General features: G+C 68.4%; 22 protein-coding genes and 2 rRNA genes. 11 read left to right on the top strand and 13 right to left on the bottom strand.

From position 1 onward, the window contains the following. Positions 1-162: 162 nt before the first annotated feature. A 23S ribosomal RNA gene (locus ACVTJA_RS51840) occupies positions 163-3,125 on the top strand. Positions 3,126-3,288: 163 nt separating this feature from the next. After that, positions 3,289-3,405, top strand: a 5S ribosomal RNA gene (gene rrf / locus ACVTJA_RS51835). Positions 3,406-3,685: 280 nt separating this feature from the next. Here the strand turns inward: rrf and ACVTJA_RS51830 are convergent. Beyond that, on the bottom strand, positions 3,686-4,654 hold the full coding sequence (locus ACVTJA_RS51830; protein WP_465832275.1) for a quinone oxidoreductase family protein: 969 nt from the start codon (positions 4,652-4,654) through the stop codon (positions 3,686-3,688). A gap of 285 nt (positions 4,655-4,939) precedes the next feature. Between ACVTJA_RS51830 and ACVTJA_RS51825 the strand changes: the two genes are divergently transcribed. Next, positions 4,940-5,383 (top strand): hypothetical protein, encoded by a 444-nt coding sequence (locus tag ACVTJA_RS51825; RefSeq protein WP_465832273.1) that lies wholly within the window; start codon positions 4,940-4,942, stop codon positions 5,381-5,383. Between the two features lie 99 nt (positions 5,384-5,482). Here the strand turns inward: ACVTJA_RS51825 and ACVTJA_RS51820 are convergent, their stop codons facing one another. Continuing rightward, positions 5,483-5,683 carry a SlyX family protein gene (locus tag ACVTJA_RS51820; protein WP_465832271.1) on the bottom strand — a complete coding sequence of 67 codons (201 nt, stop codon included), beginning with the start codon at positions 5,681-5,683 and terminating at the stop codon, positions 5,483-5,485. Positions 5,684-5,749: 66 nt separating this feature from the next. Between ACVTJA_RS51820 and ACVTJA_RS51815 the strand changes: the two genes are divergently transcribed. Continuing rightward, positions 5,750-6,049, top strand: coding sequence for a hypothetical protein (locus ACVTJA_RS51815; protein WP_465832269.1), 300 nt, complete (start codon positions 5,750-5,752; stop codon positions 6,047-6,049). Between the two features lie 71 nt (positions 6,050-6,120). Here ACVTJA_RS51815 and ACVTJA_RS51810 read toward each other — a convergent pair whose 3' ends face one another. The 3 genes from ACVTJA_RS51810 to ACVTJA_RS51800 form a co-directional block, all read right to left on the bottom strand. Beyond that, positions 6,121-7,032, bottom strand: coding sequence for a tetratricopeptide repeat protein (locus ACVTJA_RS51810; RefSeq protein ID WP_465840730.1), 912 nt, complete (start codon positions 7,030-7,032; stop codon positions 6,121-6,123). 137 nt (positions 7,033-7,169) lie between these two features. Beyond that, a complete protein-coding gene (locus tag ACVTJA_RS51805; RefSeq protein WP_465832267.1) occupies positions 7,170-7,514 on the bottom strand; it encodes a putative signal transducing protein in 345 nt (114 codons plus the stop codon). A 141-nt stretch (positions 7,515-7,655) separates the two neighbouring features. Then, positions 7,656-8,078 (bottom strand): hypothetical protein, encoded by a 423-nt coding sequence (locus ACVTJA_RS51800; RefSeq protein WP_465832265.1) that lies wholly within the window; start codon positions 8,076-8,078, stop codon positions 7,656-7,658. Positions 8,079-8,283: 205 nt separating this feature from the next. Between ACVTJA_RS51800 and ACVTJA_RS51795 the strand changes: the two genes are divergently transcribed. Then, a complete protein-coding gene (locus ACVTJA_RS51795; protein WP_465832264.1) occupies positions 8,284-8,529 on the top strand; it encodes a hypothetical protein in 246 nt (81 codons plus the stop codon). 153 nt (positions 8,530-8,682) lie between these two features. On the opposite strand, the gene ACVTJA_RS51790 is transcribed toward ACVTJA_RS51795, so the two are convergent. The 4 genes from ACVTJA_RS51790 to ACVTJA_RS51775 all read right to left on the bottom strand — a co-directional run bounded on the left by ACVTJA_RS51790 (position 8,683) and on the right by ACVTJA_RS51775 (position 13,231). Next, positions 8,683-9,522, bottom strand: a complete 840-nt coding sequence (locus ACVTJA_RS51790; RefSeq protein WP_465832263.1) for a hypothetical protein — start codon at positions 9,520-9,522, stop codon at positions 8,683-8,685. Further along, the gene (locus ACVTJA_RS51785; protein WP_465832262.1) at positions 9,519-10,280 is read right to left on the bottom strand and encodes a hypothetical protein; all 762 of its coding nucleotides are present in this window, start codon (positions 10,278-10,280) and stop codon (positions 9,519-9,521) included. The genes ACVTJA_RS51790 and ACVTJA_RS51785 overlap by 4 nt, the downstream gene beginning before the upstream one ends. Continuing rightward, complete coding sequence (locus tag ACVTJA_RS51780; protein ID WP_465832261.1) at positions 10,277-12,238, bottom strand: TonB-dependent receptor; 1,962 nt, start codon at positions 12,236-12,238, stop codon at positions 10,277-10,279. The genes ACVTJA_RS51785 and ACVTJA_RS51780 overlap by 4 nt, the downstream gene beginning before the upstream one ends. Positions 12,239-12,757: 519 nt before the next feature. Then, the gene (locus tag ACVTJA_RS51775; protein ID WP_465832260.1) at positions 12,758-13,231 is read right to left on the bottom strand and encodes a hypothetical protein; all 474 of its coding nucleotides are present in this window, start codon (positions 13,229-13,231) and stop codon (positions 12,758-12,760) included. 198 nt (positions 13,232-13,429) lie between these two features. Here ACVTJA_RS51775 and glpD point away from each other — a divergent pair, with 198 nt between their 5' ends. Then, positions 13,430-15,127, top strand: a complete 1,698-nt coding sequence (glpD, locus tag ACVTJA_RS51770; protein ID WP_465832258.1) for a glycerol-3-phosphate dehydrogenase — start codon at positions 13,430-13,432, stop codon at positions 15,125-15,127. A gap of 230 nt (positions 15,128-15,357) precedes the next feature. Continuing rightward, the gene (locus tag ACVTJA_RS51765) at positions 15,358-17,157 is read left to right on the top strand and encodes a S8 family serine peptidase (protein ID WP_465832256.1); all 1,800 of its coding nucleotides are present in this window, start codon (positions 15,358-15,360) and stop codon (positions 17,155-17,157) included. Positions 17,158-17,241: 84 nt separating this feature from the next. Here the strand turns inward: ACVTJA_RS51765 and ACVTJA_RS51760 are convergent, their stop codons facing one another. Both ACVTJA_RS51760 and ACVTJA_RS51755 read right to left on the bottom strand, forming a co-directional pair. Beyond that, a complete protein-coding gene (locus ACVTJA_RS51760) occupies positions 17,242-17,727 on the bottom strand; it encodes an anti-sigma factor family protein (protein ID WP_465832254.1) in 486 nt (161 codons plus the stop codon). Further along, a complete protein-coding gene (locus ACVTJA_RS51755) occupies positions 17,724-18,338 on the bottom strand; it encodes an RNA polymerase sigma factor (protein WP_465832252.1) in 615 nt (204 codons plus the stop codon). Before ACVTJA_RS51755 ends, ACVTJA_RS51760 begins: the two co-directional genes overlap by 4 nt. A gap of 228 nt (positions 18,339-18,566) precedes the next feature. Between ACVTJA_RS51755 and ACVTJA_RS51750 the strand changes: the two genes are divergently transcribed. Continuing rightward, positions 18,567-19,799 (top strand): acyltransferase family protein, encoded by a 1,233-nt coding sequence (locus tag ACVTJA_RS51750; protein ID WP_465832250.1) that lies wholly within the window; start codon positions 18,567-18,569, stop codon positions 19,797-19,799. Positions 19,800-19,808: 9 nt separating this feature from the next. On the opposite strand, the gene ACVTJA_RS51745 is transcribed toward ACVTJA_RS51750, so the two are convergent. Further along, on the bottom strand, positions 19,809-20,102 hold the full coding sequence (locus ACVTJA_RS51745) for a FruA-associating protein, FapA (RefSeq protein WP_465832248.1): 294 nt from the start codon (positions 20,100-20,102) through the stop codon (positions 19,809-19,811). Positions 20,103-20,325: 223 nt separating this feature from the next. Then, complete coding sequence (locus ACVTJA_RS51740) at positions 20,326-22,398, bottom strand: ATP-binding protein (protein ID WP_465832246.1); 2,073 nt, start codon at positions 22,396-22,398, stop codon at positions 20,326-20,328. A gap of 229 nt (positions 22,399-22,627) precedes the next feature. Here ACVTJA_RS51740 and mhpA point away from each other — a divergent pair, with 229 nt between their 5' ends. The 3 genes from mhpA to ACVTJA_RS51725 all read left to right on the top strand — a co-directional run bounded on the left by mhpA (position 22,628) and on the right by ACVTJA_RS51725 (position 26,298). Beyond that, on the top strand, positions 22,628-24,196 hold the full coding sequence (gene mhpA / locus ACVTJA_RS51735) for a bifunctional 3-(3-hydroxy-phenyl)propionate/3-hydroxycinnamic acid hydroxylase MhpA (RefSeq protein ID WP_465832244.1): 1,569 nt from the start codon (positions 22,628-22,630) through the stop codon (positions 24,194-24,196). 93 nt (positions 24,197-24,289) lie between these two features. Next, positions 24,290-24,688: a BlaI/MecI/CopY family transcriptional regulator gene (locus ACVTJA_RS51730; protein ID WP_465832242.1), complete on the top strand. Its 399-nt coding sequence runs from the start codon at positions 24,290-24,292 to the stop codon at positions 24,686-24,688. Continuing rightward, positions 24,685-26,298 (top strand): transglycosylase SLT domain-containing protein, encoded by a 1,614-nt coding sequence (locus tag ACVTJA_RS51725; RefSeq protein WP_465832240.1) that lies wholly within the window; start codon positions 24,685-24,687, stop codon positions 26,296-26,298. Before ACVTJA_RS51730 ends, ACVTJA_RS51725 begins: the two co-directional genes overlap by 4 nt. The last annotated feature ends 218 nt before the right edge of the window (positions 26,299-26,516 follow it).

Raw genomic sequence — 26,516 nt, 5'->3', positions numbered from 1 at the left:
GTGACGGAGCCGGGAGGCTCTGATGCGCCGACAGTGCAAGACAGTCCCATCAAGTGCTGAATCGAAGAAGTCTTCCGGGCCTGCTGCGAAGAGCAGGGGTCTGGGCCTTGGTCTCGAGTTTCAATAAGTCCGCCGGGAGGTGGGCCTGAAAGAGATCAGGGCAAGTAAGCTACTAAGGGCGTGCGGTGGATGCCTAGGTGCCAAGAGGCGATGAAGGACGCGGGTGGCTGCGAAAAGCTCCGGGGAGCTGTCAACCGAGCGTTGATCCGGAGATGTCCGAATGGGAAAACCCAGCGCTGCGAATAGCGGCGTTACCTCCAACTGAATTCATAGGTTGGATGGAGCTAACCAGGGGAAGTGAAACATCTCAGTACCCTGAGGAAGAGAAAACAACGAGTGATTCCCAAAGTAGCGGCGAGCGAAATGGGAGAAGCCCAAACCGATGTCACGCAAGTGGCAGCGGGGTAGTGGGTCCGCGGTAGGACTTTGACTGGCTAGCGGAAGGCTCTGGAAAGGGCCACCAAAGAGCGTGATAGTCGCGTACGCGAAAGCTGGTTGGAGCCGAGCGGGGTACCCAAGTACGGCGGGACACGTGCAATCCTGCCCGAATCAGCCGGGACCATCCGGTAAGGCTAAATACTCCTTGGCGACCGATAGTGAACAAGTACCGCGAGGGAAAGGTGAAAAGAACCCCGGTAAGGGGAGTCCAAAGAACCTGAAACCGCATGTCTACAAGCAGTCCGAGCACTACGCCGCAAGGCAGTGCGAGGGCGTACCTTTTGCATCATGATTCGGCGACTTAATATACGTAGCGAGGCTAAGCCGATAGGTGGAGCCGGAGCGAAAGCGAGTCCAAACAGGGCGTTCAGTTGCGTGTATTATAACCCGAAGCGGGGTGATCTACACATGGCCAGGTTGAAGTGCGGGTAACACCGCATGGAGGACCGAACTCATGAAAGTTGAAAATTTCTGAGATGAGCTGTGTGTAGGGGTGAAAGGCCAATCAAACTCCGTGATAGCTGGTTCTCCCCGAAAGATATTTAGGTATCGGCTCGGGCAATTCAATGCCGGAGGTAGAGCACTGGAACGGCTAGGGGTCTCACCAGATTACCAAACCGTACCAAACTCCGAATGCCGGCAATTGTTATCCCGGGACGCAGTCAGTGGGTGATAACGTCCATTGGCAAGAGGGGAATAACCCAGACCGACAGCTAAGGTCCCCAAATCTAGTCTAAGTGAACACTAGAAAGGATGTGGCAGGTCATTGACAACCAGGAGGTTGGCTTAGAAGCAGCCATCCTTTAAAGAAAGCGTAATAGCTCACTGGTCAAGACAGGCCGCGCCGAAAATGTAACGGGGCTCAAGACTAGTACCGAAGCTTCGGGTCATGCGTAAAGCGCATGGCGGTAGGGGAGCGTCCCAGTTGCAGCGAAGGTCGACTGAAAAGGCGGCTGGAGCGACTGGGAGTGCTGATGCCGAAATGAGTAGCGATAAAGGGGGTGAGAAACCCCCTCGCCGTAAACCCAAGGTTTCCTGGGTCAAGTTAATCTTCCCAGGGTTAGCCGGAACCTAAGCCGAGGCCGAAAGGCGTAGGTGATGGAAAGCAGGTTAATATTCCTGCGCCATCTTGTGAGCGTTGAACTAAGGGAGGACGGAGAAAGCTAGGCGAGCTGACCGGTGGTTGTGTCAGTCTAAAGGTGTAGGGGTGTCGCGTACGACTAAAGGCGCGGCAGTCATCCCCGAGACCCCATGGCGCCCCGTCAGGGGTAAGTCGCTGATGCTCGGCTTCCAAGAAAAGTCCCGTAGGGAGCTCATAGGGTGTCCGTACCGTAAACCGACACAGGTGGGTGAGGAGAAAATCCTAAGGCGCTTGAGAGAACTCTCCTCCAAGGAACTAGGCAAATTTCCACCGTAACTTCGGAAGAAGGTGGGCCTCTGGTAGGTGTAGGCGTACAGCCGAAGCCGAGAGAGGTTGCAGAGAAATGGCGGTAGCGACTGTTTACCAAAAACACAGGACTCTGCGAAGGCGACAAGCCGACGTATAGGGTCTGACTCCTGCCCGGTGCTGGAAGGTTAAGGGGATTCGTCAGCCGCAAGGCGAAGCGATGATCCGAAGCCCCAGTAAACGGCGGCCGTAACTATAACGGTCCTAAGGTAGCGAAATTCCTTGTCGGGTAAGTTCCGACCTGCACGAATGGAGTAACGACTTCCGCGCTGTCTCGGAGAGGGACTCAGCGAAATTGAAATAGCTGTGCCGATGCAGTTTACCCGCAGCAAGACGGAAAGACCCCGTGAACCTTTACTACAACTTGACAGTGACACTAGGGATTGACTGTGTAGGATAGGTGGGAGCCTTTGAAGCCGGGCCGCTAGGTTCGGTGGAGGCAACGGTGAAATACCACCCTGTTGATTTCTGGTGTCTAACCATGTCCCGTCATCCGGGACTGGGACACTGTCTGGTGGGTAGTTTGACTGGGGCGGTCGCCTCCCAAAAAGTAACGGAGGCGCGCGATGGTTCCCTCAGCCCGATTGGAAACCGGGCGGCGAGTGCAATGGCATAAGGGAGCTTGACTGCGAGAGAGACATCTCGAGCAGGTGCGAAAGCAGGTCATAGTGATCCGGTGGTCCTGAATGGAAGGGCCATCGCTCAACGGATAAAAGGTACTCCGGGGATAACAGGCTTATCTCCCCCAAGAGTTCACATCGACGGGGAGGTTTGGCACCTCGATGTCGGCTCATCGCATCCTGGGGCTGGAGCAGGTCCCAAGGGTTTGGCTGTTCGCCAATTAAAGCGGTACGCGAGCTGGGTTCAAAACGTCGTGAGACAGTTTGGTCCCTATCTGCTGTGGGCGTAGGATACTTGAGAGGCTCTGACCTTAGTACGAGAGGACCGGGTTGGAGGCACCGCTGGTGTACCAGTTGTCTCGCCAGAGGCATCGCTGGGTAGCCATGTGCCGATTGGATAACCGCTGAAAGCATCTAAGCGGGAAACCGACCTCAAGACCAGGTATCCCGGGCGCAAGCCCCTGAAGACCCGTCGAAGACTACGACGTTGATAGGCCGGGTGTGTAAGCGTGGTAACACGTTGAGCTAACCGGTACTAATGGGTCGAGCGGCTTACTTTCCCCGTTCTCTTCCATGCCTCCTCACGGGGCGTAAGGGACTCGGGGCCAAGGCCGAGGCTCGAGTGGTGAAAGCCACTCGCCTGGAAGACGCTTCAAAATAGGCGCAGCGAGACTTCACTCGCACGAATTGAAACTTACCCTTTGTATGCACTGTCGCTGATTTTCCGGTGGCTATGTCGGAGGGGTCCCACCCGTTCCCATCCCGAACACGGAAGTTAAGCCCTCCAGAGCCGATGGTACTCCGCGGGAAACCGCGTGGGAGAGTAGGTCGCTGCCGGATTCTTTTTGAGAACCCCCGTTGCCCTCGTGGCAACGGGGGTTTTCTTTTTTCCGCGTCTCTCCACGTGCGGTCGCGCGGGCCAGACGATTCTGCGTCTGTCTTGGCGGCCCCGGTAGCGCGGCCTCGGGCTTTGCTGCGTGTCTGCCTTCAAGTGCCCCGCGTTGGCGAGGCGCTTCGGCGTCTGCCTTCCTGTGGCCCTTTGGCTCCCGCTCGGAGGGCATGCCGCATCCGCCTTCAACGCCCTCACGCATGCGAGGGCACCCGGCGGGTACTCCGACGCCTACGGAACGCGCAGCACCACCTTGCCCACGGTGCCGCGGCCCTCGAGCTGGCGGTGGGCTTCGGCGGCTTCGGCCAGGTCCAGCACCAGGCCCATACGCACCTGGAGCCGGCCTTCCGTCAGCTCCGCCCTCAAGGCTTCACGGGCGTGACGCTGCAGCTCCGGCGGGTGGTCCGTGCGCAGCCAATACGCGCTTACCTTCAGGGATTTCTCATACAGAGAATCCACGTCCACCGGCGGTGGCGCACCACTGGCGCTGCCGTAGCTCACCAGGTGCCCAAAGACTGCCAGTGAATCCAGGCTGCTCTGCCAGGTGTTGGCTCCCACCGAGTCCAAAACGAGGTCCACCCCCCGGCCTCCCGTCAGCGCGCGCACCCGCTGCGCGACGTCGCCTTCTGCGTACAGGATGACCTCGTCGGCCCCGAGCTCCTTCGCGAGCCGGGCCTTCTCCGGCGTCGACACCGTTCCCAGCACCTTGGCGCCCACGCCCTTCGCGAGCTGGACAGCGAGGAGTCCCACTCCGCCCGCGGCCGCGTGGATGAGCACGGATTGGCCCGCGGACAGGCGGCCCATGGTGTGAACCAGGTGCCACGCCGTCAGTCCCTGCACCAGGAGCCCGGCGCCCTCTTCGAAGGAGACGCGCTCGGGGAGCACGAGCAGCTCCTTCTCGGGCGCCGTCGTGAGCTCCGCGTAGCTCCGCGTCGTCAGGGCCACCACGCGCCGTCCAAGCCACGCCGCGTCCACTCCCGGGCCCACGGACTCCACCACTCCCGCTGCTTCGCTCCCGAGGATTCGGGGGAGGGGCGACGTCGCGTCGTACAACCCGCGCCGGCGCTCGGTGTCGGCGAAGTTCACTCCCGCCGCGCGGACCCGGATGCGCACCTCACCGGGGCCCGCGACCGGCTCCGGTACTTCCTCGAGACGCAGGACTTCAGGGCCGCCCACCTGGTGATACCGAATGGCTTTCATGCGACGTCTCCTGATGAGGTCCGTTGTGTAACGCCCGACACTCGTGCCCGCCCTGTTCGCGAGACCCCCAGGGCACGCTCTTGCAACACGCTCACGGAGGCGATGGCTCCCGCATGGTTCCTGTGGCCGCTGCTTCGCTGTCCGTTGAGAGTGTCCGCCTTCCGCTGCGATTGACTCTCCGCCGCGGAAGCTCGCGTTTCACGCCTGCTGAAGCCATCGTGTGGCTGGTCACGTTGCTCGCGGCTTGATTGAGTGGCGCTCCCCCGTCACCCAGGAGCCTTTCGTATGAAGTTGCTTCGTCCCTGCCTCGGCGGCCTGTTCGCGGTCGGTCTGTTCTTCGCCCCCATGACTTCCGAGGCCGCTGCCGTTCGCGCCGCGCTCGGGGCGAACTACTGGATTGATGAGAGCGCCACCTTCGACTTCACGCTCGGCATCGAGGGGCACGTCGCGGGCCCGCTCTTCGTCGGCGCGCGGTTCGGCGCGTCGCTCATCACGGATGGCAATGACATTGGCATTCCGCTCGACGTCTACCTGCATGCCAACGTCGCCCGGAGCGTCTACATCGAGGGCCTCGTCGGACCGTGGATTGTCTTCGGCCGCGGCGACGAGTTTCGCGCCCACGCCGCCTTCGGCTTCGGTCTGCAGGGCAAGGCGGCCAGCATCGGCATCGAGGTCGGCTACCTGGACCCCGATCCCATCATCGGCCTGAAGCTGGCCTACAAGTTCTGAATGCCCGACCCGAATCCACTCGGCCCGTCGTGCTGGAGCCCGAGATTCGGGCTCCGGAGCAAACCGGAGTGCGGGAGTGGGGCACTCCGGTTCGGCGCCTCAGTAGTGGGGTGGGCGCTCCTGCTGCCGGGCGTCCACCAGCCCGGGGTCTCCCGCAAGCTTCTGCTTGAGGTACTCCACCTCCGCCTTCAGTACGTCGATGGTCTTCTGCTGGTCGTACAGCACGGCGCTCAGTTCCTGCAGCAGGTCCTGCAGCTGCATGTAGCGAAGCTCGAGCTCGGTAATGCGCTTCTCGTCCATGGGTGGCTACCCTTAGCCCAAAAGAGGCCCGTGGCGTCCCTGTCGTGACACCCTTCTGTCCGTGCCATGAACGTCCAGGAACACATCCAGCGGTCCCGAGAGCTCCTCGCCCGGGGACAGCCCGAGCTGGCGGAGTCAGCCCTCAGCGATGCCATCGACGCGGCCGTTGCCGCCGAGGACATCGTCCTCCTCACCCAGGCCCGCTTCGCACTGGCGGAGCTGCTCTTCGAGCAGGGGCGTGACGACGAGGCGCTTCCCTACCTGCAGGCCGTCGTCCGCACCGAGCGCGTGGATGGCTCCGTCGACACGGAGGTGAAGGCCTCCGCTCGGATGCTGCGCCAGATTCGCGGTATCGAGCCTCGCTGACGCCCGTTCATCCGCTCCGGGAATCCAGCGTTCATTTCATCAGGGCAAGCACCTGACCCGCTCGCTCTATCTCACGGGATGCTGCACGACTGCCGGATGAGGTCCGTCTGGCCCGAGAAGCGCCGCTCCAGGTCCATCCGGGTGAGCCGCGCGTCGTTGATGCGCCGCTGCTCGAGCTGCATCGCGCACAGCGCCGCCAGGGCCTTGGGGTCGTTCAGGTCCAACCGGTCCGCGTCGCGCAGGGACTCCTCGGCCGCCTCGGTGTTTCCCAGTCGGTACAGCGCGAGCCCCAGCTCGAAGTAGCCCACGCTCAGCTTCGGGTCCTCCTCCACTGCCTTGCGGAAGAGCTTCACCGCCTCCACGTCCCGCCCCTCGCGCGTCCACACGCGGCCCTGCTCCACCAGCAGCCGGGCTCGAGGAATCCGGCCTTCGAGTCCCCTCAGCACGGACATCGCCTCCTCACCGTGCTTCGCCGCGCTCAGCAACCTCACGTAGCGCAGGCCAATCAACGGGTCCGATGGCTCCTTGCCGTAGGCCTGCTTCAACGACTCCGCCGCTCCCGAGACGTCGCCGTTCTTCTCCTGCAGGTCGGCTCGCAGCAGGTCCGGCCTCGCGTCTCGGGGCGCCACCTGCGACGCGCGCTCCAGCGAGGTGCTCACGCACCGCTCCATCCGCTCCACGTCGCAGATGCGCACGAGCAGCAGCTGCGTCTCCAGCGAGCGTGGGTCCTTGCGCTCCGCCTCCTGCGCCAGCTCGTGGGCCTCCGCGGGGGCTCCGTCCAGCAGCAGCTCCGCGGCCTCGCGCAGGTCGGCGGCCGTGGCCTTCGGGTGCTCTCGCAGAGGCATCAAGAAGCGCACCCGCTCCTGCGCCGTCGCCGCCGCTCGGGCAATCTCCAGCTCCTGCTCGGGCATGTTCCTCGGCAGGAAGAGGGGGATGAGGTGGATGAGCAGGGCGACGCCGCAGATGACCAGGAGCTTCCGCATCCCCCGGTCCAACCGGCGCTGGCGCTGCGCTCCCGAATCGCGCGGGTCCGCCCCTGCCGTCACCGACTCCCTTTCTTCCAGGCCCACTCCATCCCTCCCGAAGAGGACTCCGCCACCGCTTCGCGGGTGTGCCGTGTCTACACCGCCCGGAGCCGCGGGCGCAGCCCCGAGGGCAGCTCCAGGCCGCAGCTCCAGCACAGGTCGAAGTTGCCCGGGTTCTCTTCCCGACACCGCGGGCACTCCACGGAGCGCTCCGCCGCTTCCTGGTTCTCCCGCAGCTCCGCGAGCAGGCCTCGCGCCTGCTCCACTTCGCCCGGCCAGAGCCACAGCTCGACCCACGTCTCTCCGCTCGGGATTTCTCCACTGAGCGGAGCGAGCGATTCGCCGCGCACCTCCACGGAAATGCCCGCGGCCTCCAGCGCTCCCGCCAGCAGCCGCGCTTCTCCCACCGTGCGATGCACGGAGAACTGCACGCGCTTCATCCCCCTCTCTTCACAGAACAATGCGCACCCGGCAACCCCACCTGGACCTACGTCCAGGCACGGCCGCCGAGCAGGCATTGGAGCCCGCCTGCGGAGCAGTCGTCGGAGCCCTCCTGCAAGCAGGCACTGGAGCCCGCCTGTCTACTCCTCTTCGCGCAGCTCGTGCGGCCACACCACGTGCGCATGGCGGGGGGCTCGAGCGTGGAGCTCCTTCGTCAGCAGCGCGTCCATCTCCGCGAGCAGCGCGTCGTAGACGGGGCCTGCCCCATGCGCGGGCAGCCGGTGCGTCGCCAGGCGCACGCGGGGTGTCTCCTCGTCCTCGAAGGCGAGCGTGACGGCCATTCCGTTCGGCCCGCCCCCCTTCGGCACCACGACCACGGGCGCGGGCTGCCTTCCGGCCTCTTCCAGCAACGGGCCCAGCGTCCGGGCCTCGTCGTCCGTCAGGGCGCGCTCGGTCACCACCTCGCCCTGCTCCAGCACCTTCAGCAGCTTCAGCCCTTCCACGCGCAGCGCCTGCGCGCCCGTGTTGGTCCGGCCGCTGCGTTCATAGGTCACCATCCTCACGCGTCCATCACCTCCTCGGGCACGAGGTAGGCACCGCGGCTCGCGGTGGCATCCCGGCCCGCCTTCGTCATGCCGCGCACATGCCAGCCGGCCGTGCGTTTCCCGACAGCTCGCGGGCCCCGCGGCCGAGTGTCCTCGAAGGGCGCGCTTCCTAGTTTGCGGCCCTCCCCTGGCACTCTCGCCAGGGGGCTCCCGAGGTAGGTCCATGAGCAAGGACAGTGGCAAGACCCCCAGCTCCAACGATCAGCGCTCCGACACGAAGAACCCCAACAACCCCGCGCACAAGCAGGCGCAGGAAAACCGCTCCAACCAGATGAACCCGAACCGTTCCTCCTCGGGCAACTCGTCCGAGGGCGGCGGCTCCGGTTCCTCCACGCCGGGCCAGGGCGGCAACTGGAACAAGGACCAGGGCCAGGGCAACAACTGGAACAACCCGAAGAAGGGCGGCTGAGCTTCACGCTCGCGTCTTCGCGGTGATTCGCAGTCACTCCAGGACACGGGCGGGGTCGGTCCCAGGTCCTGGCTCGCTGGCGCGGTGAGTCTTCGCGGCGCTCCCTGCCGCGCTCACCGCGCCAGTGTGGTTTCCCTCAGAGGCGCGGCCGGCTCACCGGGAACGGGGGCTGCACTCGCCCTCGCCGCGGTAGTGGCCCACCGTCCGCACCAGCGCCGTGACGAAGTCGCGCAGGTTGCGCACGTTGCCCACGCCGCCCGTGCCGTACTGGTCCGACGGCAGCTCCGTCAGGTCCACCGCCTCCAGCTCCTCCAGCGTGATTTCTCCGTCCGCGCCGACGATGCCCAGCTTGTCCGCGGCGGCCAGCGCGTTGAAGCGCATCTTCGCGCTCGGCGACTGGAGGTCGTCGAAGAAGAGGTGGTCGCCGTGGATGGTGAGCTCCACCGTCTCCTCGCCACCGTCCGGCACCGTCACGCCCGCGCCGAGGTCCTCGTTCTCGCAGTGCTCGTAGACGGTGTCCGTGGGGAAGCCCCAGGCGAAGTGCTTCGTCACCGTGCCCTTCGTCGCCGTGCCCTCCACGAAGACGGAGTAGCCGTCCGCCTTCATCCTCGCCACGTCCTGCGCGTCCGCGTTGCCGGCCTCCGCCTCGGGCCAGGGCGCAATCGCGTAGCTGACGTGGTCCCACTCCTTCGCGGGCAAATCGCTGAAGGTCTCCACCACCACCGGTCCGGCCTTGTGCACGTCGTACACCTTCGACTTGCCCTGCTTCGCGGCAGTCTCCTCGTGCGTGGCCACCGTCACCTCGCCGAGCATCACGAGGAACTTGTCGTACTTCACCGTCCAGCCGTCCACGAAGCCGGCCCCGCCGTTGGTGGAGGCGGGAATCTGCTTCTCGATGTAGTCCTCTCCGTACGTGGTGAAGGTGACGGAGCCCTTGCCCTCGCCACATGCGGCCAGCCCGAGGAAAGACAGCCCCAGAATCCATTGCTTCATTGCGCGCCTCCTTCTTCCCACGTCACGACGTAGGAGGTGGTGTCTTCCACGCCGCGCAACAGCGCGTTCCGAGCCTGGTTCTCGGCGGGGAAGGTGTAGATGCCATCCGCGTCCGGGTCGGTCGCGGTGGCGAAGTCGATGCGGCCCAGCCACTTCGTGAGGTCCACGGCGATGCGGACCCGGCCCGCCTCCATTCCCAGGGACTTCTCGAAGCGTACACCCGACACCGGCGCCGGCAGGTCCACCACCGCGTCGAAGCGCACCGAGCCTCCGTCCACATTGCGCGCCGTCCCCCGCACTCGCACCGCGTGGCCTCCGAGCACGCCCGTCGCATCCGTGGAGGCAGTGGGCGCGGTGAGTGTCACTTCCACTGAACCGTACTCGCCCGTCACGGCGCTCGCGTCTCCGAGCGGCGCTCCTGTCAGGAGGTCCACGGTGGTGACGGTCAGCACCTCGCCCAGCGCGTCTCCCGCCACGTAGTGGCCGGGGTGCGCCTGCGCCGTGCCGCCGATGAGCGAGTACCAGTCGAAGCGGGGGGCTCTCTTCGAGAGCAGCACGCGGCCGTTGAAGAAGCGCACCGGACCGATGGAGGCATGCGCGGACTCCATCGTCACCGTCCAGCCCCTCTCGTTGGCGGCGGTGGGAAGCGTGGCGGAGACTTCGACGGGGAAGGTGCGGCGCTCGGCCTCGCTGCCGCAGCCGCTCAGGGCGAGGGACAGCGCGAGCGCGCCCGTCATCAGGACGTGTCTGCGATTCACAGGTGGACCTCCAGGGTAAGCGAGGCCATCCGAGGCGACCCCGCGGTGAAATGTCGCGCCGGCACGAGGCTCGGCACGGAGTCGGGGTCGAAGCGCGAGCTGTAGACGAACTCACCGTCCCGCCAGCGCGAGTCGAGGAGGTTCTTCACCTCCAGCTTCAGGCCGAGCTCGCCGCGCCGCACCGCCATGTACGCGTCCGCGAGGAACACGGTGCCGCTGCGCTCGTCGAAGGGCAGGGGGCGCGGGCCGATGAGCGTGAGCCCCGTGCCCACGGAGAACGTCGCGCCCGTGCCGCCGAGAAAGGCCCACGTCACCGGGGGCTCCCAGCCCACGTCCGCTCGGGCGACCAGCGGTGCGAAGTAGGGGAGCAACGTGTCCGTCGCGGTGACGTACGCGTGCGCCACCGTGGCGCTCACCGCCGCGACGAGCCCGCGCACCGGGCGGGCCTGCACGGCGGCGGAGACTCCCGTGCGCAGCGTCTCGCCCGTGTACACGGTGGTGCCCACCGTGTGGTCGAAGAAGAAGTCGTTGGCCACCTGCGAGCCGAAGAGGCTGAGCTGCGCGGCCCAGTGCTCGCCGTCCCGGCGCGCTCCGAGCTCCGCGCCCTTCACGGAGACGAAGGGGGCTCGCTCTCCTTCCGAGAGGCTGCGTGCCTGCGGCGAGCGGAAGCCGTCTCCGTAGCTGGCGAAGAGGCGCCAGGCGTCCGCGGTGTCTCCGAGCGTGTACTCCACTCCGGCCTTCGCGCCGAGGTGCATGCCGAAGGCGCTGCGTGCGTAGCCTCGTCCGTCGTAGAAGCGCGGGTCGCTGAAGGCGAGCGCGTCGAAGACCTCCACGCCCAGCGCGTCGGCGCGGCCGCCCAGGCGCAGGGACCAGCGGCCCAGGGGCATGCGCGCCTCCGCCCAGCCCCACACGTCCGTCTGGGTGATGCGCGCGTCCACCTCGTCCGAGAAGAAGGTGCCGTCGGATTCGCGGTAACGGCGTTGCGTCTGCTCGACCCCGTCCCGCCGGGCTCCGAGGCCCAGCTCGAGCGCGACGGGGCGGTTGAACATCGTCACGTTGCGACGGTGCTCGGCGCGTGCGCCCAGCGTGGTGCCGTCGTTCGTCTGCTCCAGTCCGTCTCCACGGTCGTCCACTCGGTAGCCGGTGAAGTTGTTGCGCAGCCGCAGGTCCGAGAGGACTCCGAATACCTCCAGCTTCGTGCGGCCCTTGCCCGTGCGCGGCAGCTCCACTCCGAGCAGGAGCTGGTGTCGCGTCACGTTGCCTCCCTGCCTCGCGGTGGAGGCCGAGAAGAACGTGCTGCGGCCCGCGAGCAGGTCGTCCTCGCGCACCACGCCCGGCGAGTCGAAGCGCGTGACGTAGCTGCCTCCGAGCGCGCGCACCGTGAGCCCGTCACCGACCTTGTGCGTGGCCTGCGCGAGGAGGGACGCGCGCCCGTAGCCGCGCTGCGCGCCGTAGCCGTTGCCCTCGCCCAGCTCCACCGCGGCGAAGGTGGACTCGTCGTCACCCGGGCGCACCGTGACGACGAGGCGCCGCTGGCCGTACTGGCCCAGTGTGCCCGCGAGGTGGACGCCAGGCTCCTCGACGCCCAGGTCCATGCGCACCGTGCCGGCGACCGCGAAGTCTCCCTGCGACGCGCGGTAGGAACCCTCGGTGACTTCGAGCGAGCGGACGACTTCGGGGATGACGAAGTTCGTGTCCGCGTAGCCGAGCGCGTGGATGTGGCTCACCTCGTTCACCGGCAGGCCGCCGACGTCCAGCTCCACGTCCTGGCCGTGCAGCGCGTCGAAGCCGCGCAGGAAGAGTTGGTGGGCCTTGCCCTCCCCACTGTGCTGCGAGGCCACGAGGCCCGGCACCGCGCGGAGCAGGTCCACGGCGGTGGTTCTCGGCGCCGCGTCGAGGATGTCCCGGCCGAGTGTGACTTCGGCGGCGCTCTGCGTGGGGCGGGTGCCTCGGACCACCGTGGACGGTGGCTCCGTGGGTTTGTCGCTGGGCGCTTGGGATTCGCTCTGGACGGAAGGCTCGGTGCTGCTGGTTCGTGCCGATGGGGCTACATCGGACTCGTGGCTCTGCGCTGCATCGGGCTCGGCTTGCGCGTGAGACTCGGAGCTGCCGGCCCGACTCGAAGTGTCGCCTCCATCCGGAGCGTTGACCTGCACTGCGGGCTTCTCTGTCCCGGGCAACACGACGGCAGGAGGTAATCCCTCCTCCTGGGGAACGACAGACGACACGGCAAGGGCACACGCCGACAGCGCGGTAACGAAGAGCACGGGCACGCAATGACAGACAGCGGCGCGAGACACGCCCCCGGGGACTCACGCACCCGTGGACACACCACGAGGCACGCAGCTCCCCGGTGGACGGCTCCACCGGCAGGACGGATTCACGGAACGGACGAAGGCACAGCCTCATGGGCGCCGCTTCGACCGCGCGACACCTACGCTCCTGGACTCAGTTTGGATGTCTTGCCGTTGCCGCTGCTATGGGCCCTGGGGCATCGCCGTCGGACGCGGCGCCGCACCGGGCGCTCTCGATGGCCCGCGCAGCACGTCCGCCACCCAGGACACCAGGCGGACGCGCGGCGCATCCAACACCATCCAGGACGCCGCAAGCGCGTGCAGGTGCTCCACCGAGCCCGTCAGGTGCTGGTGCCCGCCCGGCCCGTGGCCTTTGCCCGGCGCGTGCTCATCCGGCACGTCCCGCGGTGAGCCGTGCGAATGCGCCTGTTCATCCTGCACGTCTCGCTGTGAGCCGTGCGAATGCGCCTGCTCACCCTGCACGTCCCGTCGCGAGCCGTGCGAATGCGCCTGCTCGCCCTTGCCGTGTGCATGGACGTGCGGCGCGCCGCCACCGTGCCCCACCACCGCGTGCACCACCGGCGCGACCGCGAGCCCGTACACCAGGACCATCAGTCCCAGGCACGCCAGGTCTCGTCTGTCATCGCGGTTCAGCACGGAGCCTCGGTCCGGCGGGGAAGGGGTGGGGCGGCCGCCTCCTAGCCGTCCGCTCCTGGATACGCAAGGCCGCCCTCGGTGGATCCTGACCCGCCGTCAACACCCACCGGCCCCCGAGAGCCATACGCGATGTATCACTCTTGACGCGGCGCATTGAATTCCACTGCCGTGTCGGAGCCATCGCATTACACTCTCTCCGTGCGTTCTGAATCCGCCGCGCTCCGTCAACCGTCGTCCGAGACCGAGGTTCCACCGCCTCCGCCCCGCGCGGACCGCCTGCGCGCCCTGGCCGCGCAGGAGTTCGACCTGCTCATCATCGGCGGAGGTGTCACCGGCTCCGGTTCGGCCCGAGACGCCGCGCTGCGCGGCCTCAAGGTCGCCCTCATCGAGCGCGAGGACTTCGCCAGCGGTACCTCCAGCCGCTCGTCGCGCCTCATCCACGGCGGCCTTCGCTACCTGGAGCACGGCCACCTCGGGCTCGTCTTCGAGTCCAGCATCGAGCGCCGACGGCTCCTGCACCTCGCACCTCACCTGGTGCGGCCGCTCGCCTTCATCTGGCCCGTCTACGCGGGCGCGCGCGTGCCCCGGTGGAAGCTCAACGCGGGCCTCATGCTCTATGACGCCCTGTCGCTCTTCCGGAACGTGAAGGGCTACCAGCGTCTCAGTTCGCAGAAGGTGCAGGAGATGGAGCCGGGCCTCCGCTCGGACGGGCTCAAGGGCGGCGCCCGCTACTACGACGCCGCCACCGACGACGCGCGCCTCACCCTGGCCAACGCCGTGGGCGCGTCCGAGGCCGGTGCCACCGTGCTCAACCATGCCTCCGTGCGCAGCCTTGTCCTGCAGGACGGGCAGGCTCGAGGCGCGGTGGTGGTGGACCACCTCACCGGCCAGGAAGTCACCGTGCGCGCTCGCGCCATCGTCAACGCCACGGGTCCGTGGAGCGACGAGATTCGCAAGCTCGACGCGCCCGAGCACAAGAGCTCCGCGGTGCGTGGCAGCAAGGGCGTGCACCTCGCCGTGCCTCGCGCGCGCCTGGGTCACCGCGACGCGCTGACGCTGCTGTCCCCCAAGGACGGGCGCGTCATGTTCATCCTCCCCGCCGAGGGCTTCACCATCATCGGCACCACGGAGACGTCCACGCGCGCCCACCCCGCCGAGGTGCGCGCCAGCGAGGCCGACGTCGCCTACCTGCTCGAGTCCGCCAACGCCTTCTTCCCCGAGGCGAAGCTCACCCGCGAGGACGTGGTGAGCGCGTGGGCCGGCATCCGTCCCCTCGTGGCCAGCGGCTACCACGGCGCCGCGAATGACGCGGGCAGCGCGAGCCGCGAGCACGCCATCGACGTGAGCCCGGCCGGCGTGCTGGCCATCAGCGGTGGCAAGCTCACCACGTACCGGGTCATGGCCCGCGACGTGGTGGACGCGGTGGAGCGCCACCTCGGCCAGCCCCGCCGCAAGTCGCCCACCGAGACGCTGCCGCTGCCCGGTGGAGACATCCCCGACCTGGAGGCGGAGTTCGCCGCCGCGCGCTCAGAAGTCGGCGACGAGGCCACCGCCGTGCACCTGGTGCGCGCGTACGGCAGCCGCTGGCGCCGTGTCTGGGCCCTCACTCGCGAGGAGCCCGCGCTGGCCCGGCCGCTCGCGGAAGGCCTGCCCTACCGCGCCGCCGAGGCCGCCTGGTGTGTCAGCCACGAGCTGGCGCATACCTTGTCCGACCTGCTCGTGCGCCGTCTCAAGGTCGCCTTCGAGACGCGTGATCTGGGCCGCGCCGCCGCCCGCGTCGCCGCCGAGGTGATGGCGCCGCGCCTGGGTTGGGACGCCGCGGAGACGCAGCGGCAGCTCGAGACATATGAAGCTGACGCGCTGCGCATCTTCGGTGTCGACAGCGCGGATGCTTGATTTCCAAGCATGTGACGCATGCAACGTCCGCCGCTCCACGCACGCGCGGTGGAGTGCGCAAAAGGGTCGTTGTCCGGCGGACAGGCGCCCGAGCGGCGGGCCGCCATGCGTGCTTAACTTGCGCGCTGGGAACAGGACAGGCTGTCCTCTCGTCCTGATACAGCCCCGGTTCCGTGCCGGACGGTCTGCCCGCACACCACCCGCTGGCCGGGGCGTGTAAGGAGAACGACATGAAGCGTTGGGTCTGGGTTGGGCTCGTCGGTGGACTGATGGCCTGCTCCGAGAAGAAGCCCCCGTCCCAGGTGGATCCCCAGGCCTGTCCGGGAACCACGGAGGAGTCGCTGCCGGGCACCGTCCGCGCCCAGGCGCTCCAGACCGATGACGGCCTGGAGGACGTGCTCATCACCTTCAAGCCTCGCGTGTCCGCCAGTGCCAAGGCCAACGCGGATGCGTTCGCCACCGAGGTGACGCGCGTGGGCGGTCAGGTGCGGCGCCGCCTGCCGAACCACAACCTCGTGTCCGCGCGGCTGACGCCCGAGGCGCGCGAGGCGCTCGCGAAGAATCCGGACGTCGTGTCCGTGCGGCCGAACCGCAAGGTGCACGCCTTCGGCATGCCTCGCATCCCCGCCAACCTCTGGCTGCGCGGCACTCCCAACTCGGCCGGCTCCGTGGGTGAGTACACGCAGGGCTTGAAGATGGTGCAGGCGACGCAGGTCTGGGATGCCAACAACGACGGCGTGCTGGACCCGGGGAGCCCGTCGGGGACGAACATCAAGGTGTGCGTCATCGACAGTGGCTGGGATGACCGGCACCCGGAGCTGAAGGCCGCGGTCATCGGCGGCATGGACTTCGTCGAACGCGAGGACAACCTCGGGCCCACGGACCCGCCGGGTGACGGACCGCTGGACCGGGAGCTGCAGAACGGCGTCTACGTGTACGGCGGCGGTCACGGCACGCACACCGCGGGCACCATCGCCGCGCAGCTCGGCGCGGGCGGCAAGGTGCGCCCGGGGCAGGAGCCCAACGGCGTGGCGGGCGTGGCGCCCACCGTGTCGCTGCTGATTGCCCGCGTGCTGGACGTGACGGGCAGCGGCAACACGGATGACGTCATCGCCGCCGTGGACTGGTGCCAGAAGCAGGGCGCGAACATCGCCTCGCTGTCGCTGGGCTCGACCTCCCGCGACGACGACGAGGAGCTGGCCTTCAACAATGCCATGGCCGGAGGAATGCTGTCCCTGGCGGCCACGGGCAACTCCGGCGCGAGCAAGGTCGCGTTCCCCGCCGCCTACGCGTCCGTGATTGCGGTGGGCGCGGTGAACTTCAACGAAGAGTGGGCCTCCTTCTCGCAGTTCGGCCCGCAGGTGTCGCTGGTGGGGCCGGGCGTGGAGGTGCTGAGCTCCACCATCGTCGGCGCCTCCCCGTTCTCCGAAGTCACCTCGGGGGCGTCGGAGTTCACGTCCAACCCCCTGGAGTACTCGGCCATCAGCACCTATACGGGCCGGCTGGTGAACTGCGGCCTGGGGGACAGCGGCTCCTCGTGCGGTGACGGGGCCACCTGCGACGGCTTCGTCGCGTACGTGGACCGCGGCGGCGGCATCCTGTTCGAGGAGAAGGCGCGCAATGCCATCCACGCGGGGGCCAAGGCCGTCATCATCGGCAACAACGAAGCGGAGTCCGCCGAGGGCAACTTCACGCTGAACGGGCCGTCCGCCATCTGGGTGCCCACGACGTCCATCTCGCTGGCGAACGCCGCTGCCCTGAAGGGGCTCGTCGGGCAGCAGGTGACGGTGGATGTCTCCGGCACGGACTACCTGGTGCAGTCGGGCACGTCCATGGCCACGCCGCACGTGGCGGGCGTCGCCGCGTTGGTGTGGAGCGCGCGCCCGGACCTCAAAGCCAACCAGATTCGCCAGGCGCTGGAGAACAGCGCCAAGGACCTCGGACCCGTTGGCCGGGATTCCCAGTACGGCTACGGCCTGGTGCAGGCCGTGGAGGCCATCAAATACGCGAACACGGAGTGGCCGCATTAGATGCCGTGAGGCGCGGCTGGGCCCGTGCCGAAGCACGAAGACCCCCGGCGCCTCGCGGCTCCGGGGGTTTTGTGTTTCAGGGCTTCAGCGCGAGGAGATGAACGGGGACGCCACGAGACACGCGCCCACGGACGCCTCGAGCGCGGCGACGGCCTCGCGCGACGGGTCCTCGCACGCCTCGCCCAGCATGGAGGGCCGTGCGTCGCGGCCGAAGGAGTCATCGCCGAGCGACGTGGCCCCGCCTTGCGTCAGGCTGAGGCCGACGAAGGCCACGGCGGCGGTGGCGGCCATCAGCATCCGTCCCCAGTTCGTCCACGCGCCACGCAAGGGCTCCCAGGGGCGCACGGCGGGACGGGACAGCCGGGCCTGCAGCGCGGCGAAGTCGAGCGCGGGGCGCGAGGGCGTCCGGCGCGCGCGTTGGGCCATCCACCCGCGCTCCAGGCGGAGCCACGTCATGGCATGGCGGCAGGCGGGGCAGGTGTCCACGTGGGCGTCCACGCGCGCGGCGTCCTCGGGGGACAGCTCTCCGGCGAGCAGCGCGTCCAGGTCTGCTTCACGGCACACGCTCATGGGCGGCCTCCCACGTGGGCGGCGAGCTGCTCGCGCAGCTGCAGCCGGGCGCGGTGGATTTCGTTCTTCACCTTCTGCAGGGACCAGCCCATGACCGACGCAATCTCCTCGTAGGGAAGGCCGTGGTCGATGCGCAGGAGCAGCGCCGAGCGCCGTTCCTCGCGCAGCATGCCGAGCGCTTCGGACAGCAGGCCTTCCAGCTCGCGGTCCAGCAGCAGGTCCTCGGGCGTGGGCGTGGGGAGCACCGCCTCCACGCGGCTGGCGTGCTCCTCGTCGTCCACGTCCACGTGCACGCCGCGGCTGCGGCGCGACTCCAGGTACACGTGCCGGGCGATGCCCAAAAGCCACGAGCCGAGCCGGTCCTCGTCGCGCAGCGCGCCGAGCCGCCCGTGGGCGCGGACGAAGGTCTCCTGCGTCGCCTCGTCGGCGGCCGCCTCGTCGCGGAGCAAATCCCGGAGGAAGCGCCACACGGCGGGGGCATGGCGCTCGAAGAGCGTCCGGAAGGCGGCGGGGTCTCCGGCGCGCGCACGGCGCAGCAGGGCCCGCTCCCGGTCCATGTCGGACGGAGGCGCACCTGCCAGCACCATCTTCACCGCGGAAAGAAGGGCCACGGCCCCTCCGTGTCACGAGCCGGCCCGGAGTTTCACCGGCGCGTGCTTTTTTCCCAAGTGCCTCCGCTTCTTCCCGGGGCGGCTCACCACCCCCTCGGAGTCTCAAAGACAGACGGAGCCGGCTCCCGCTCCAGCCAGAGCGTCTGGCCGCCCGCTGTCCACCGGGGCGGAGAGGCCCCAGGTACCCGGTCTTGTTGGAATTTTCAGGGGTTGGTAAGTGTGGCGGCCATGTCCGCAATTCCCGCCCGCCCGGATGCCGCGGCGGCGTCTGTACCGCGCCTGCAGGGCCACCTGCCCGTGCTCGACGGTGTGCGAGGCCTCGCCGTCCTCCTGGTGGTCTTCTTCCACACCACGCACCTGAGCGACCAGAGCGCGCTCGGCCGCGCGACGTGGTGGGTGGCCGGTGCCGGCTGGACGGGCGTGGACCTCTTCTTCGTCCTCTCCGGCTTCCTCATCACCGGCATCCTGTGGGAGGCGAAGGGGCAGCCGTACTACTTCCGCAACTTCTACATGCGCCGCTTCCTGCGCATCTTCCCGCTCTACTATCTCACCCTCGCCGTCTCCTTCCTGGTGCTGCCGTCACTCGCCGGCCGCCTCAACCTGGACGAGCGCATCACCACCGAGGGTGCCACCTGGTACCTGCTCTACCTCTCCAACTTCTACCAACTGTGGGTGGACACCACGCACCCCATCCTCGGGGTGGTGTGGTCGCTGGCGATTGAAGAGCAGTTCTACATCGTCTGGCCCTTCCTCATCGCCGCGGTGTCCTACCGCGGGGCCATCCGCCTGTGCCTCGGCACCATCGCCCTGGCCATCCTCGTGCGCGTGGGGCTCACCCTCGCGGGTGCCAGCCCGGAGAGCACCTACGTCGTCACCTTCTGCCGCGTGGACTCGCTGGCCATGGGCGCGCTCCTGTCACTCGCGCTGCGCCACCCGGAGGGCCTGGGCCTGAAGGCCTTCCCGTGGATGCGCTACGCGGTGTGGGTCTCGGTGCCGCTGGTGCTCGCCATCATCGTGCTGCCCGTCGGCCCCGCCTTCGAGACGGTGAAGCGGACCTTCGGCTACACCGGCATCGCCATCCTCTACGCGGCCATCGTCTACAAGGCCGTGGCCGCCGCGCCGGGCAAGGGGCTCAACCGCTTCTTCTCGTCGAAGCTGCTGCGCACCTACGGCAAGTACAGCTACGCCATCTATCTCATCCACTCGCCGCTGGACGCCATCCTGCGCAGGACGTCGTTCCTGCGCACACCGCTCAAGCCCGTGCTCGGCTCGGACTTCCCCATGCAGGTGGTCTTCTACGTGGTGGCCGCGGGCATCTCCCTGGGCCTCGCGCTGGTGAGCTGGAACCTCTTCGAGAAGCACCTGCTCAAGCTCAAGGACCGCTTCCCCTACGGAGAGCACAAGGCCAAGGCCGCCGCACCGGCATCCGTGGCGGGTGGCTCGCCCGGCGCCGCGAGCTGACACAAGCCGTCAGTCCCGCTGCTGTCCGAGCGCCTCGGCGACACGCAGCGCCCAGGCCTCCGCCGAGTCCAGCTCCGCACGCGCGCTCGCGTAGCGGTCCAGGGCCTCGTCGGAGCCGTCGCGCGCGAAGATGGCGTCATGCAGTTCCTTCTGTGCGCGGGTGAGCCACTGGCTCGCCTTCTGTCGGAGCTGCGCGGCCTTCTGGGGCGTGAGGGCCACCTGCTCGGGCGCCATCAGCTCGTGCTCTTCGGGGTACAGCGACGTCGTCCTGCTGAATCCGACATGTACGATGGTCGTAGTCATGCTCTGAGAATTTGCACCCTGGGGCGAGCAGGCACCTGACCGGTTGGGCAATGCCGTGTGCAGTTCCCGTCAGAGCCATGGCCCTCTGAGTGATGGACTTCACTGAGCACGGCAAAAGCCTTGAACCGCGAGCCGGGGTCTGACCTCACCCGGATTTCTGGGAGATTTGGCCTTCCTGGAGCATGCAAGGAATTGAAGCTCCGCGCTGACGCGGGGGCCTCACTCAGGCGCTGGCGATGCCGCGGACGCGGGCCCGGACGCGCGCGGCCTCTTCCGCATTGCCCGTCTCCTCCAGGAGCGCGGCCGCGCGGTGGTACAGCACGGCCGCCTCCAGGTGACGCAGCGCCGAGGCCTCCGCGTTGGCGGCGGCGACGAGGAAGGGCGCGGCCCGGCGCGGCTCGTTGCCCTCCAGCCAGTGCTGCGCCACCACCGCCGGCGGGGCGCTGCGCTGCTCCAGCGCCACCGCGAGCCGCCGGTGCAACAGCGCCTCCAGCGAGCGCGGCACGCCCTGGCGCACCACCTCGAAGAGCAAGTCGTGGGTGAAGCGCTCGCCCCGGAAGATCTGCGCCGCCTCCAGCTCCGCGACGTGCGTGGCGAGCGCGAGCGCCGGCATCTCCAGCACCTCGCTGGCCAGCTCCAGCCCGAAGTTCGTCCGCGCCAGCGCCGCCAGCCGCGCCACCTGCACGGCCGGCGCGGACAGCCGCTCCAGCCGCTGCTGGATGAGCTGCCGCAAACGCACGGAGGGCGTGACGTGCTCCGGCCAGCCGCGCTCCAGCCCGCCCGTCTCCAGCAAATCCTTCAGCGTCTCGGTGATGAAGAGCGGATTGCCACCGGTGTGCCGCGTCACGTCGCGCACCAGCCGCTCGGCGCCGGGCAAATCCAGGCTGCCGAGCAGCGCGCGCACCGCGTCCTGTCCCAGCGGCTCCAGCTCGATGACGACGGCCAGTCCCGCCACCACGAGCTGCTGCACGCAGGCCGCCGCCTCGGGGGAGAGCTCGTCGCTGCGGTAGGTGTCGATGAAGCGCGGGAAGCGGCCACCCGGCCCGGGCGCGTGGCGGCGCGACAACATCAGCACCGCGAACTCCGCGGTGGCCGAGTCCATGAACTGCAAGTCGTCCGCCACGAGCGCGTCCACGCCGGAGCAGAGCTGGTAGATGAGCTGGCAGTGCGCCTCGAGGAAGCGGCTGCGGTCCGCCTCGTCCGTCATGGGCGGGGGCGGCCCCTCCGGCCCGGCCATGTCGGGGAGCAGCCGCGCCAGCTCGCGCCGCACCCAGGGCTCCAGCTTCGGGTCGGGCACCTTGGCCAACAACTGCCGCACCAGCCGCACGTGCGAGGCATATGGCACGTTCAGCTCGCCGGGCCGCGCCTCCAGCACGAAGTGCGTGCCGCGCGACGCGGCGAAGTCATGAGCCAGGCGCGTCTTGCCCACCCCGGGCTCGCCGGCGAGGAAGATGGTCTGCCCCGCCTCCCACGCGGCCTCCATGCGCGCCCACTCGCGCTCGCGCCCCACCAGCACCGGTGGGCGCAGCACGGACAAGGGCAGCTTCGGCTTCGGCGGCGTCGAGGGCTTGGCCGTCGTGGGGCCGCGCTCGATTTCGCGCGCGAGCGCCACCGTCTCCGGCAGCGGCGTGGTGTCCAGCTCCTCGCGCAGCAGGCGGCGGCAGCGCTCGAAGGCGTTGAGCGCGGCCATGCGGTCACCCGCCACGTAGTGCAGCCGCATCAGCCGGCGCCACGCCTCCTCGGAGTACGGGTCCATGGAGAGCAGCTGCTCCGCGAGTGCGAGCGCCCCGGACAAGTCGCCCCTGCGCTCGCGCGCCTCGGACTCCAGCGCGGCGGCGCGGCGGCGCAGCTTGTCCAGCCGCTCGCGCGCGCCCTCCAGCCAGGCCTGGAACTCGGTGCAGTCCTCGTACTCCAGCGCGCCCAGCAGCACGCCGTCCAACGCGAGGGCCTGCGCGTGGCGCCCCGCGAGCACGTGGCCCTGCAACTCGGATGCATCCGCAACGACGCGGTCACACAGCGAGAGGACGTCCGTGCCCTGCACCAGCTCCGCGCCGCACGCGAGCCGCAGACGGCGCAGCAGCTGTCGCATGTTGTTGCGCGCCGTCGTCTCGCTGGACTCCGCCCAGAGGAGGCCCGCGAGCCGATACTTGGGGTGCGGCCCCTCGAGCGCGAGCCACGCCAGCACTCCGGCCGTGCGCCGCTCCAGGGGAATGAGCGTATTGCCGCTCCGGAGCCGGGCTTCGCCCAGCAGCTCCAGGCGGAAGCCCAGCGAGCCTGACACGTCGTCTCCTGCCATGTCCTCCCCGGCCCCCCGAGGTTGGGAGGAGCCGCAACCTAACACGGTGGGCCGTAACCTCCGTCACGGGTAGGGATTGCCCCAGGACTGACAATCCTTGTCATGTGGATTCCCGCTATACGGCAGCTCGCCACTCTGGGCGGACGATGTGACAGGCTGTGAACGCGGTCACAGCGTGGTCACACCCTTTGGTTAATCAATATGCGAGTTATTGCCCGAGGAGGCCCCCATGGGGTGCGACAGCCAACAGTCCGACATGCAGGTCGATGTCATCATCAGCGGCTGCGGTCCCGTGGGTGCACTGACGGGCAATCTGCTCGGGCAGATGGGCATCCGGACGCTGCTCCTGGAGCGCGACGTGGCGCCGCACGGGGAGCCGCGCGCCTTCTCGTGTGACGACGAGGGGCTGCGCATCTACCAGGCCACGGGCCTCCTGGAGCTGCTCCAGAAGGACATGCGGGAGACGCGCTTCGCGGAGTACGTGGGCGGCTCCGGCAAGCGCTTCGCCGAGGTGCACACGGGCGACGCGGACTTCGGCTTCGGGCACACGCCGCTGTGGTTCTTCCACCAGCCGTTGCTGGAGGGTGCACTGCGCGACGGGCTGAGCCGCTTCCCGAACGTGGAGCTGCGCAAGGGCGTGGCCTTCGAGTCCGTGGAGCATCGCGAGGGCGGGGTGACGGTGCGCTACCGCGACGTGGAGAGCGGCGAGGAGCACCAGGTTCGCGCGCGGTACCTGCTGGCCTGCGACGGCGCGCGAAGCTCGGTGCGCAAGGCGCTGGGCATCCCCATGTCGGGCAAGGCGTACGGCGAGCCCTGGCTGGCGGTGTCCGGCACCATCGACGGGCCGGTGCCCGAAATCTGCCGCTTCGTGTGCGACCCGAAGCGCCCCGCCTTCGTGGCCACCGGCGCGGTGAATCAGCTGCGCTGGGAGTTCATGATGCTGCCCGGCGAGACGCGCGAGTACCTGGAGCAGCACGAGACGATTTTGAAGCTCATCGAGCCGTACGTCGACCCGAAGCGGGTGAAGATTGAGCGCGCGCAGGTGTACACGTTCCACTGCCTCAGCGCGGCGCGCTGGCGCGAGGGCAACGTCTTCCTGCTCGGCGACGCGGCGCACACCATGCCGCCCTTCATGGGGCAGGGGCTGGTGTCCGGCCTGCGCGACGCGGCCAACATCGCCTGGAAGCTGAAGCGGGTGATTCACGGACAGGCGCCGGAGGCGCTGCTGGACACCTACGAGCAGGAGCGCCGCCCGCACGTGGCGGACGTGCAGAAGCTCTGCGTCAGCGTGGGGCACCTCTTCCTGGCGCGCAACCCGCTGGTGGCCGCGGCCCGCGACGCGCTGATGCGCACGATTCAGAAGATTCCGAAGGTCCGCGACTTCATCCAGGGCTTCAAGTTCAAGCAGCCCCCGGTCCACGAGACGGGCTTCTACTTCGGCGGCAAGGGCACGTACTTCATCCAGCCCCGCGTGAAGCTGGAGTCGGGCGAAGAGGTGCTCCTCGACGACGCGCTGGGGCACGACTTCACGGTGATGTGCCGCTGGGACGCGCCCGAGGCGGAGCTGGCCAAGGCGCGCGAGCTGGCGGAGTCCCTGGGCGGACGTCTGGTGACGTTCCGCCCGGAGGCGGGGGCCCCGAAGTCCGAGTCCATGTCCCTGGTGGACGTCACCGGGAAGCTGACGGAGTGGTTCTCCAAGCAGGCCGCGGACATCGTCGTGCTGCGCCCGGACCGCTTCGTCTTCGGCGCGGTGAAGGCGGAGCGCCTGCCCGCGCTGCGCGAGGCGCTGGGCGTCTGATGCCCGACGCCGCCTCTGCCCCCAAAATCAACTAAGGCCTTAGTTGACGAGCAACTAAGGTCTTAGTAGTTTGTTGGCCACGGAGGTACTCACGTGGCCAACAAACCCGAGCCCGAGGCTCCCCGGACGTTGACGCCGGTGGAGCTCGAGCTGATGCAACTCGTGTGGAAACTGGGAGAGGTGAGCGTGGCGGACGTGCTGGCCGCGCTGCCGGCGGAGCGCGCGCTGGCGTACACCTCGGTGTCCACCGTCCTGCGGATTCTGGAGCAGAAGGGCGTGGTGCGCAGCCGGAAGCAGGGGCGCGGGCACCTGTACTCGGCGGTGCTGCCGCGCGAGGCGTACGAGGCGCAGAGCGTGCGCCACCTCGTGGACACCCTGTTCGAGGGCACGCCGTCCGCGCTCGTGGCCCGGCTGGTGGAGGCCGTGCCGCTGGCGCCGGACGAGGTGGAGCAGATCCGCAAGCTGCTCAGGGGGAAGGGGGACAAGTCATGAGTGCCGCGCTGAGAGAGCTCGCATCCTTCTATATGGCCGTGGCGCTGCTGTTGCCCGTGGCGCTGCTGCTGGCGCGTCTGGCATTGGCCCTCCTCGCCGGGGTGGGGGCGCCGCTGTCCTCCCGTCAGTCCTTGAGCGTGGGACGGGGCGCGATGCTCCTGGCGCTCGTCCTGCCGCTGCTGGCCACGGTGGCGCACGCGGTGTCCCCGGCCGGGCCGCTCTTCACCTTCGAGCGCTCCATGGCAAGGCACGCGGGGCGCATCCCCGGGCCCGCGTGGGAGGCTCCCGCGTCCAAGCCCGCCGCGCGCCCTCGTGAGACAGCGCCGACGTCCATCCCCGTGCTTCCCATTGCCGCGTTTGTCATTGCCGCCGGGGCGTCTGTCTTTACGGCTCGCGCCCTCGTGCGCCACCGCCGCCTGTTGCGGCGTCTGGAATCCCTGCCCCAGGTGCGGAGCGTGGGCCGCGTCCGCGTGGTGCTGGGCGACGAGGGCACGCCCGCCTTCTCCGCGTGGTTCCCGCGCCTGCGAGGAGCCTCCGCTTGGGTGGTGGTGCCTCCCTCCGTGCTCGTCGACGCGGATTCATTCCGCCTCACGGTGCTGCACGAGCTGCAGCACCACCGCCAGCGCGACACGCACCTGGCCTTCGTGCGCCTCATCCTCACCGGCGCCTTCTTCTGGCACCCCGCCGCGCATGTGCTGTCGCGCTGGCTCGCCTCACTTCAGGAATTGGCGTGTGACGAGGCGCTGGTCGCTGGCGGCCGAGCCCAGGCGCACGCGTATGCCCGCTGTCTGTTGCAAGCGGCGCTCACCCTTCCGGGAGCGCCGCCCCTTCCCGCCGGAGCCACCGGCATGTCCCACCCCACCGCGAGGAGAATCGAAATGCTGTTCCAACCCCGTCCCTTTCGCGCCCACGGCGCCGCGGCGCTGCTGGCCGCGCTCTCCCTGGTCCTCCTTCCCCTCGCCACGGTGGCGCAGGGTGCGGCTCGAGGCCGCACCGTGACGCTCGCCGAGGCGAAGGCGCTCGCCGAGTCCAGCCAGCCCGCGGGAGACGTGCCCGTGGTGGTGGACGCCAAGGTGGTGGAGCAGCTCAACCGCCTCATCGGCACGGAGAAGGGCCGCGACTTCATGAAGCGCGCGCTCACCAACCTGGGCGCGAATCGCGCGGCGCTGCTCGCGGGCCTGAAGGCGAAGGGCCTGCCCGAGGGACTGCTCGCGGTGGCGGTCATCGAGTCCGCCGTGACGAACATGCCGGAGACGGACGGCCGCCCGTCGCTGGCCCCGGGCCTGCGCGGCGCGGGCGTGTGGATGTTCATCCCCGACACCGCGCGCCGCTACGGCCTGGAGGTCAGCGCCACCAAGGACGAGCGCCTGGACGTGACGCGCGAGACGCAGGCCGCCGCGGCCCTGCTGTCCGACCTGCATGCCCTCTATAAAGACTGGCGCCTGGCGCTCGCGGCCTACAACCAGGGCGACAAGAAGGTGGACGAGGCTCTCGCCAAGGGCGGCAGCCGCGACGTGTCCGCGCTCATGGCCGCGGGCCACCTCAACGACTACACGGCCACCGTGCAGGCCGGGTTGCTCATCGTCCGCAATCCGCACCTGCTCGACTGATGCACTCTGTCGTGTAACGGCCGCGGAGTGAGTCGCGCCCGTTCATGCAGGACGCGCTCGCGTTCCCCCCGGACGCCGGGGTGTGGAGCGCCGCTTCCGGCTCCCCTCTGAAAAGGCATGCGGTGACACCGTGGCGCGCGGCTTGCTCAAGCTGCCACGCACTGGACCCGTAACGACGCGTATTCCTCCATCCGCGTCCCCAAGGGCCTGCGCCTGCG

It is taken from the genome of Pyxidicoccus sp. M6, from assembly GCF_055568925.1.
The sequence above is the reverse complement of the archived record's forward strand: the minus strand, read 5'-3'. Positions and strand labels throughout refer to the sequence as shown.

Bases quoted from the DNA above. Each gene is read 5' to 3' on its own strand.
- ACVTJA_RS51760 (WP_465832254.1), bottom strand. From the start codon at position 17,727: ATGAGCGTGTGCCGTGAAGCAGACCTGGACGCGCTGCTCGCCGGAGAG.
- ACVTJA_RS51810 (WP_465840730.1), bottom strand. From the start codon at position 7,032: ATGCGGAAGCTCCTGGTCATCTGCGGCGTCGCCCTGCTCATCCACCTC.
- ACVTJA_RS51830 (WP_465832275.1), bottom strand. From the start codon at position 4,654: ATGAAAGCCATTCGGTATCACCAGGTGGGCGGCCCTGAAGTCCTGCGT.
- ACVTJA_RS51765 (WP_465832256.1), top strand. From the start codon at position 15,358: ATGAAGCGTTGGGTCTGGGTTGGGCTCGTCGGTGGACTGATGGCCTGC.
- ACVTJA_RS51825 (WP_465832273.1), top strand. From the start codon at position 4,940: ATGAAGTTGCTTCGTCCCTGCCTCGGCGGCCTGTTCGCGGTCGGTCTG.
- ACVTJA_RS51740 (WP_465832246.1), bottom strand. From the start codon at position 22,398: ATGGCAGGAGACGACGTGTCAGGCTCGCTGGGCTTCCGCCTGGAGCTG.
- ACVTJA_RS51795 (WP_465832264.1), top strand. From the start codon at position 8,284: ATGAGCAAGGACAGTGGCAAGACCCCCAGCTCCAACGATCAGCGCTCC.
- ACVTJA_RS51815 (WP_465832269.1), top strand. From the start codon at position 5,750: ATGAACGTCCAGGAACACATCCAGCGGTCCCGAGAGCTCCTCGCCCGG.
- ACVTJA_RS51750 (WP_465832250.1), top strand. From the start codon at position 18,567: ATGTCCGCAATTCCCGCCCGCCCGGATGCCGCGGCGGCGTCTGTACCG.
- ACVTJA_RS51725 (WP_465832240.1), top strand. From the start codon at position 24,685: ATGAGTGCCGCGCTGAGAGAGCTCGCATCCTTCTATATGGCCGTGGCG.
- mhpA (WP_465832244.1), top strand. From the start codon at position 22,628: ATGGGGTGCGACAGCCAACAGTCCGACATGCAGGTCGATGTCATCATC.
- ACVTJA_RS51805 (WP_465832267.1), bottom strand. From the start codon at position 7,514: ATGAAGCGCGTGCAGTTCTCCGTGCATCGCACGGTGGGAGAAGCGCGG.
- ACVTJA_RS51790 (WP_465832263.1), bottom strand. From the start codon at position 9,522: ATGAAGCAATGGATTCTGGGGCTGTCTTTCCTCGGGCTGGCCGCATGT.
- ACVTJA_RS51820 (WP_465832271.1), bottom strand. From the start codon at position 5,683: ATGGACGAGAAGCGCATTACCGAGCTCGAGCTTCGCTACATGCAGCTG.
- ACVTJA_RS51745 (WP_465832248.1), bottom strand. From the start codon at position 20,102: ATGACTACGACCATCGTACATGTCGGATTCAGCAGGACGACGTCGCTG.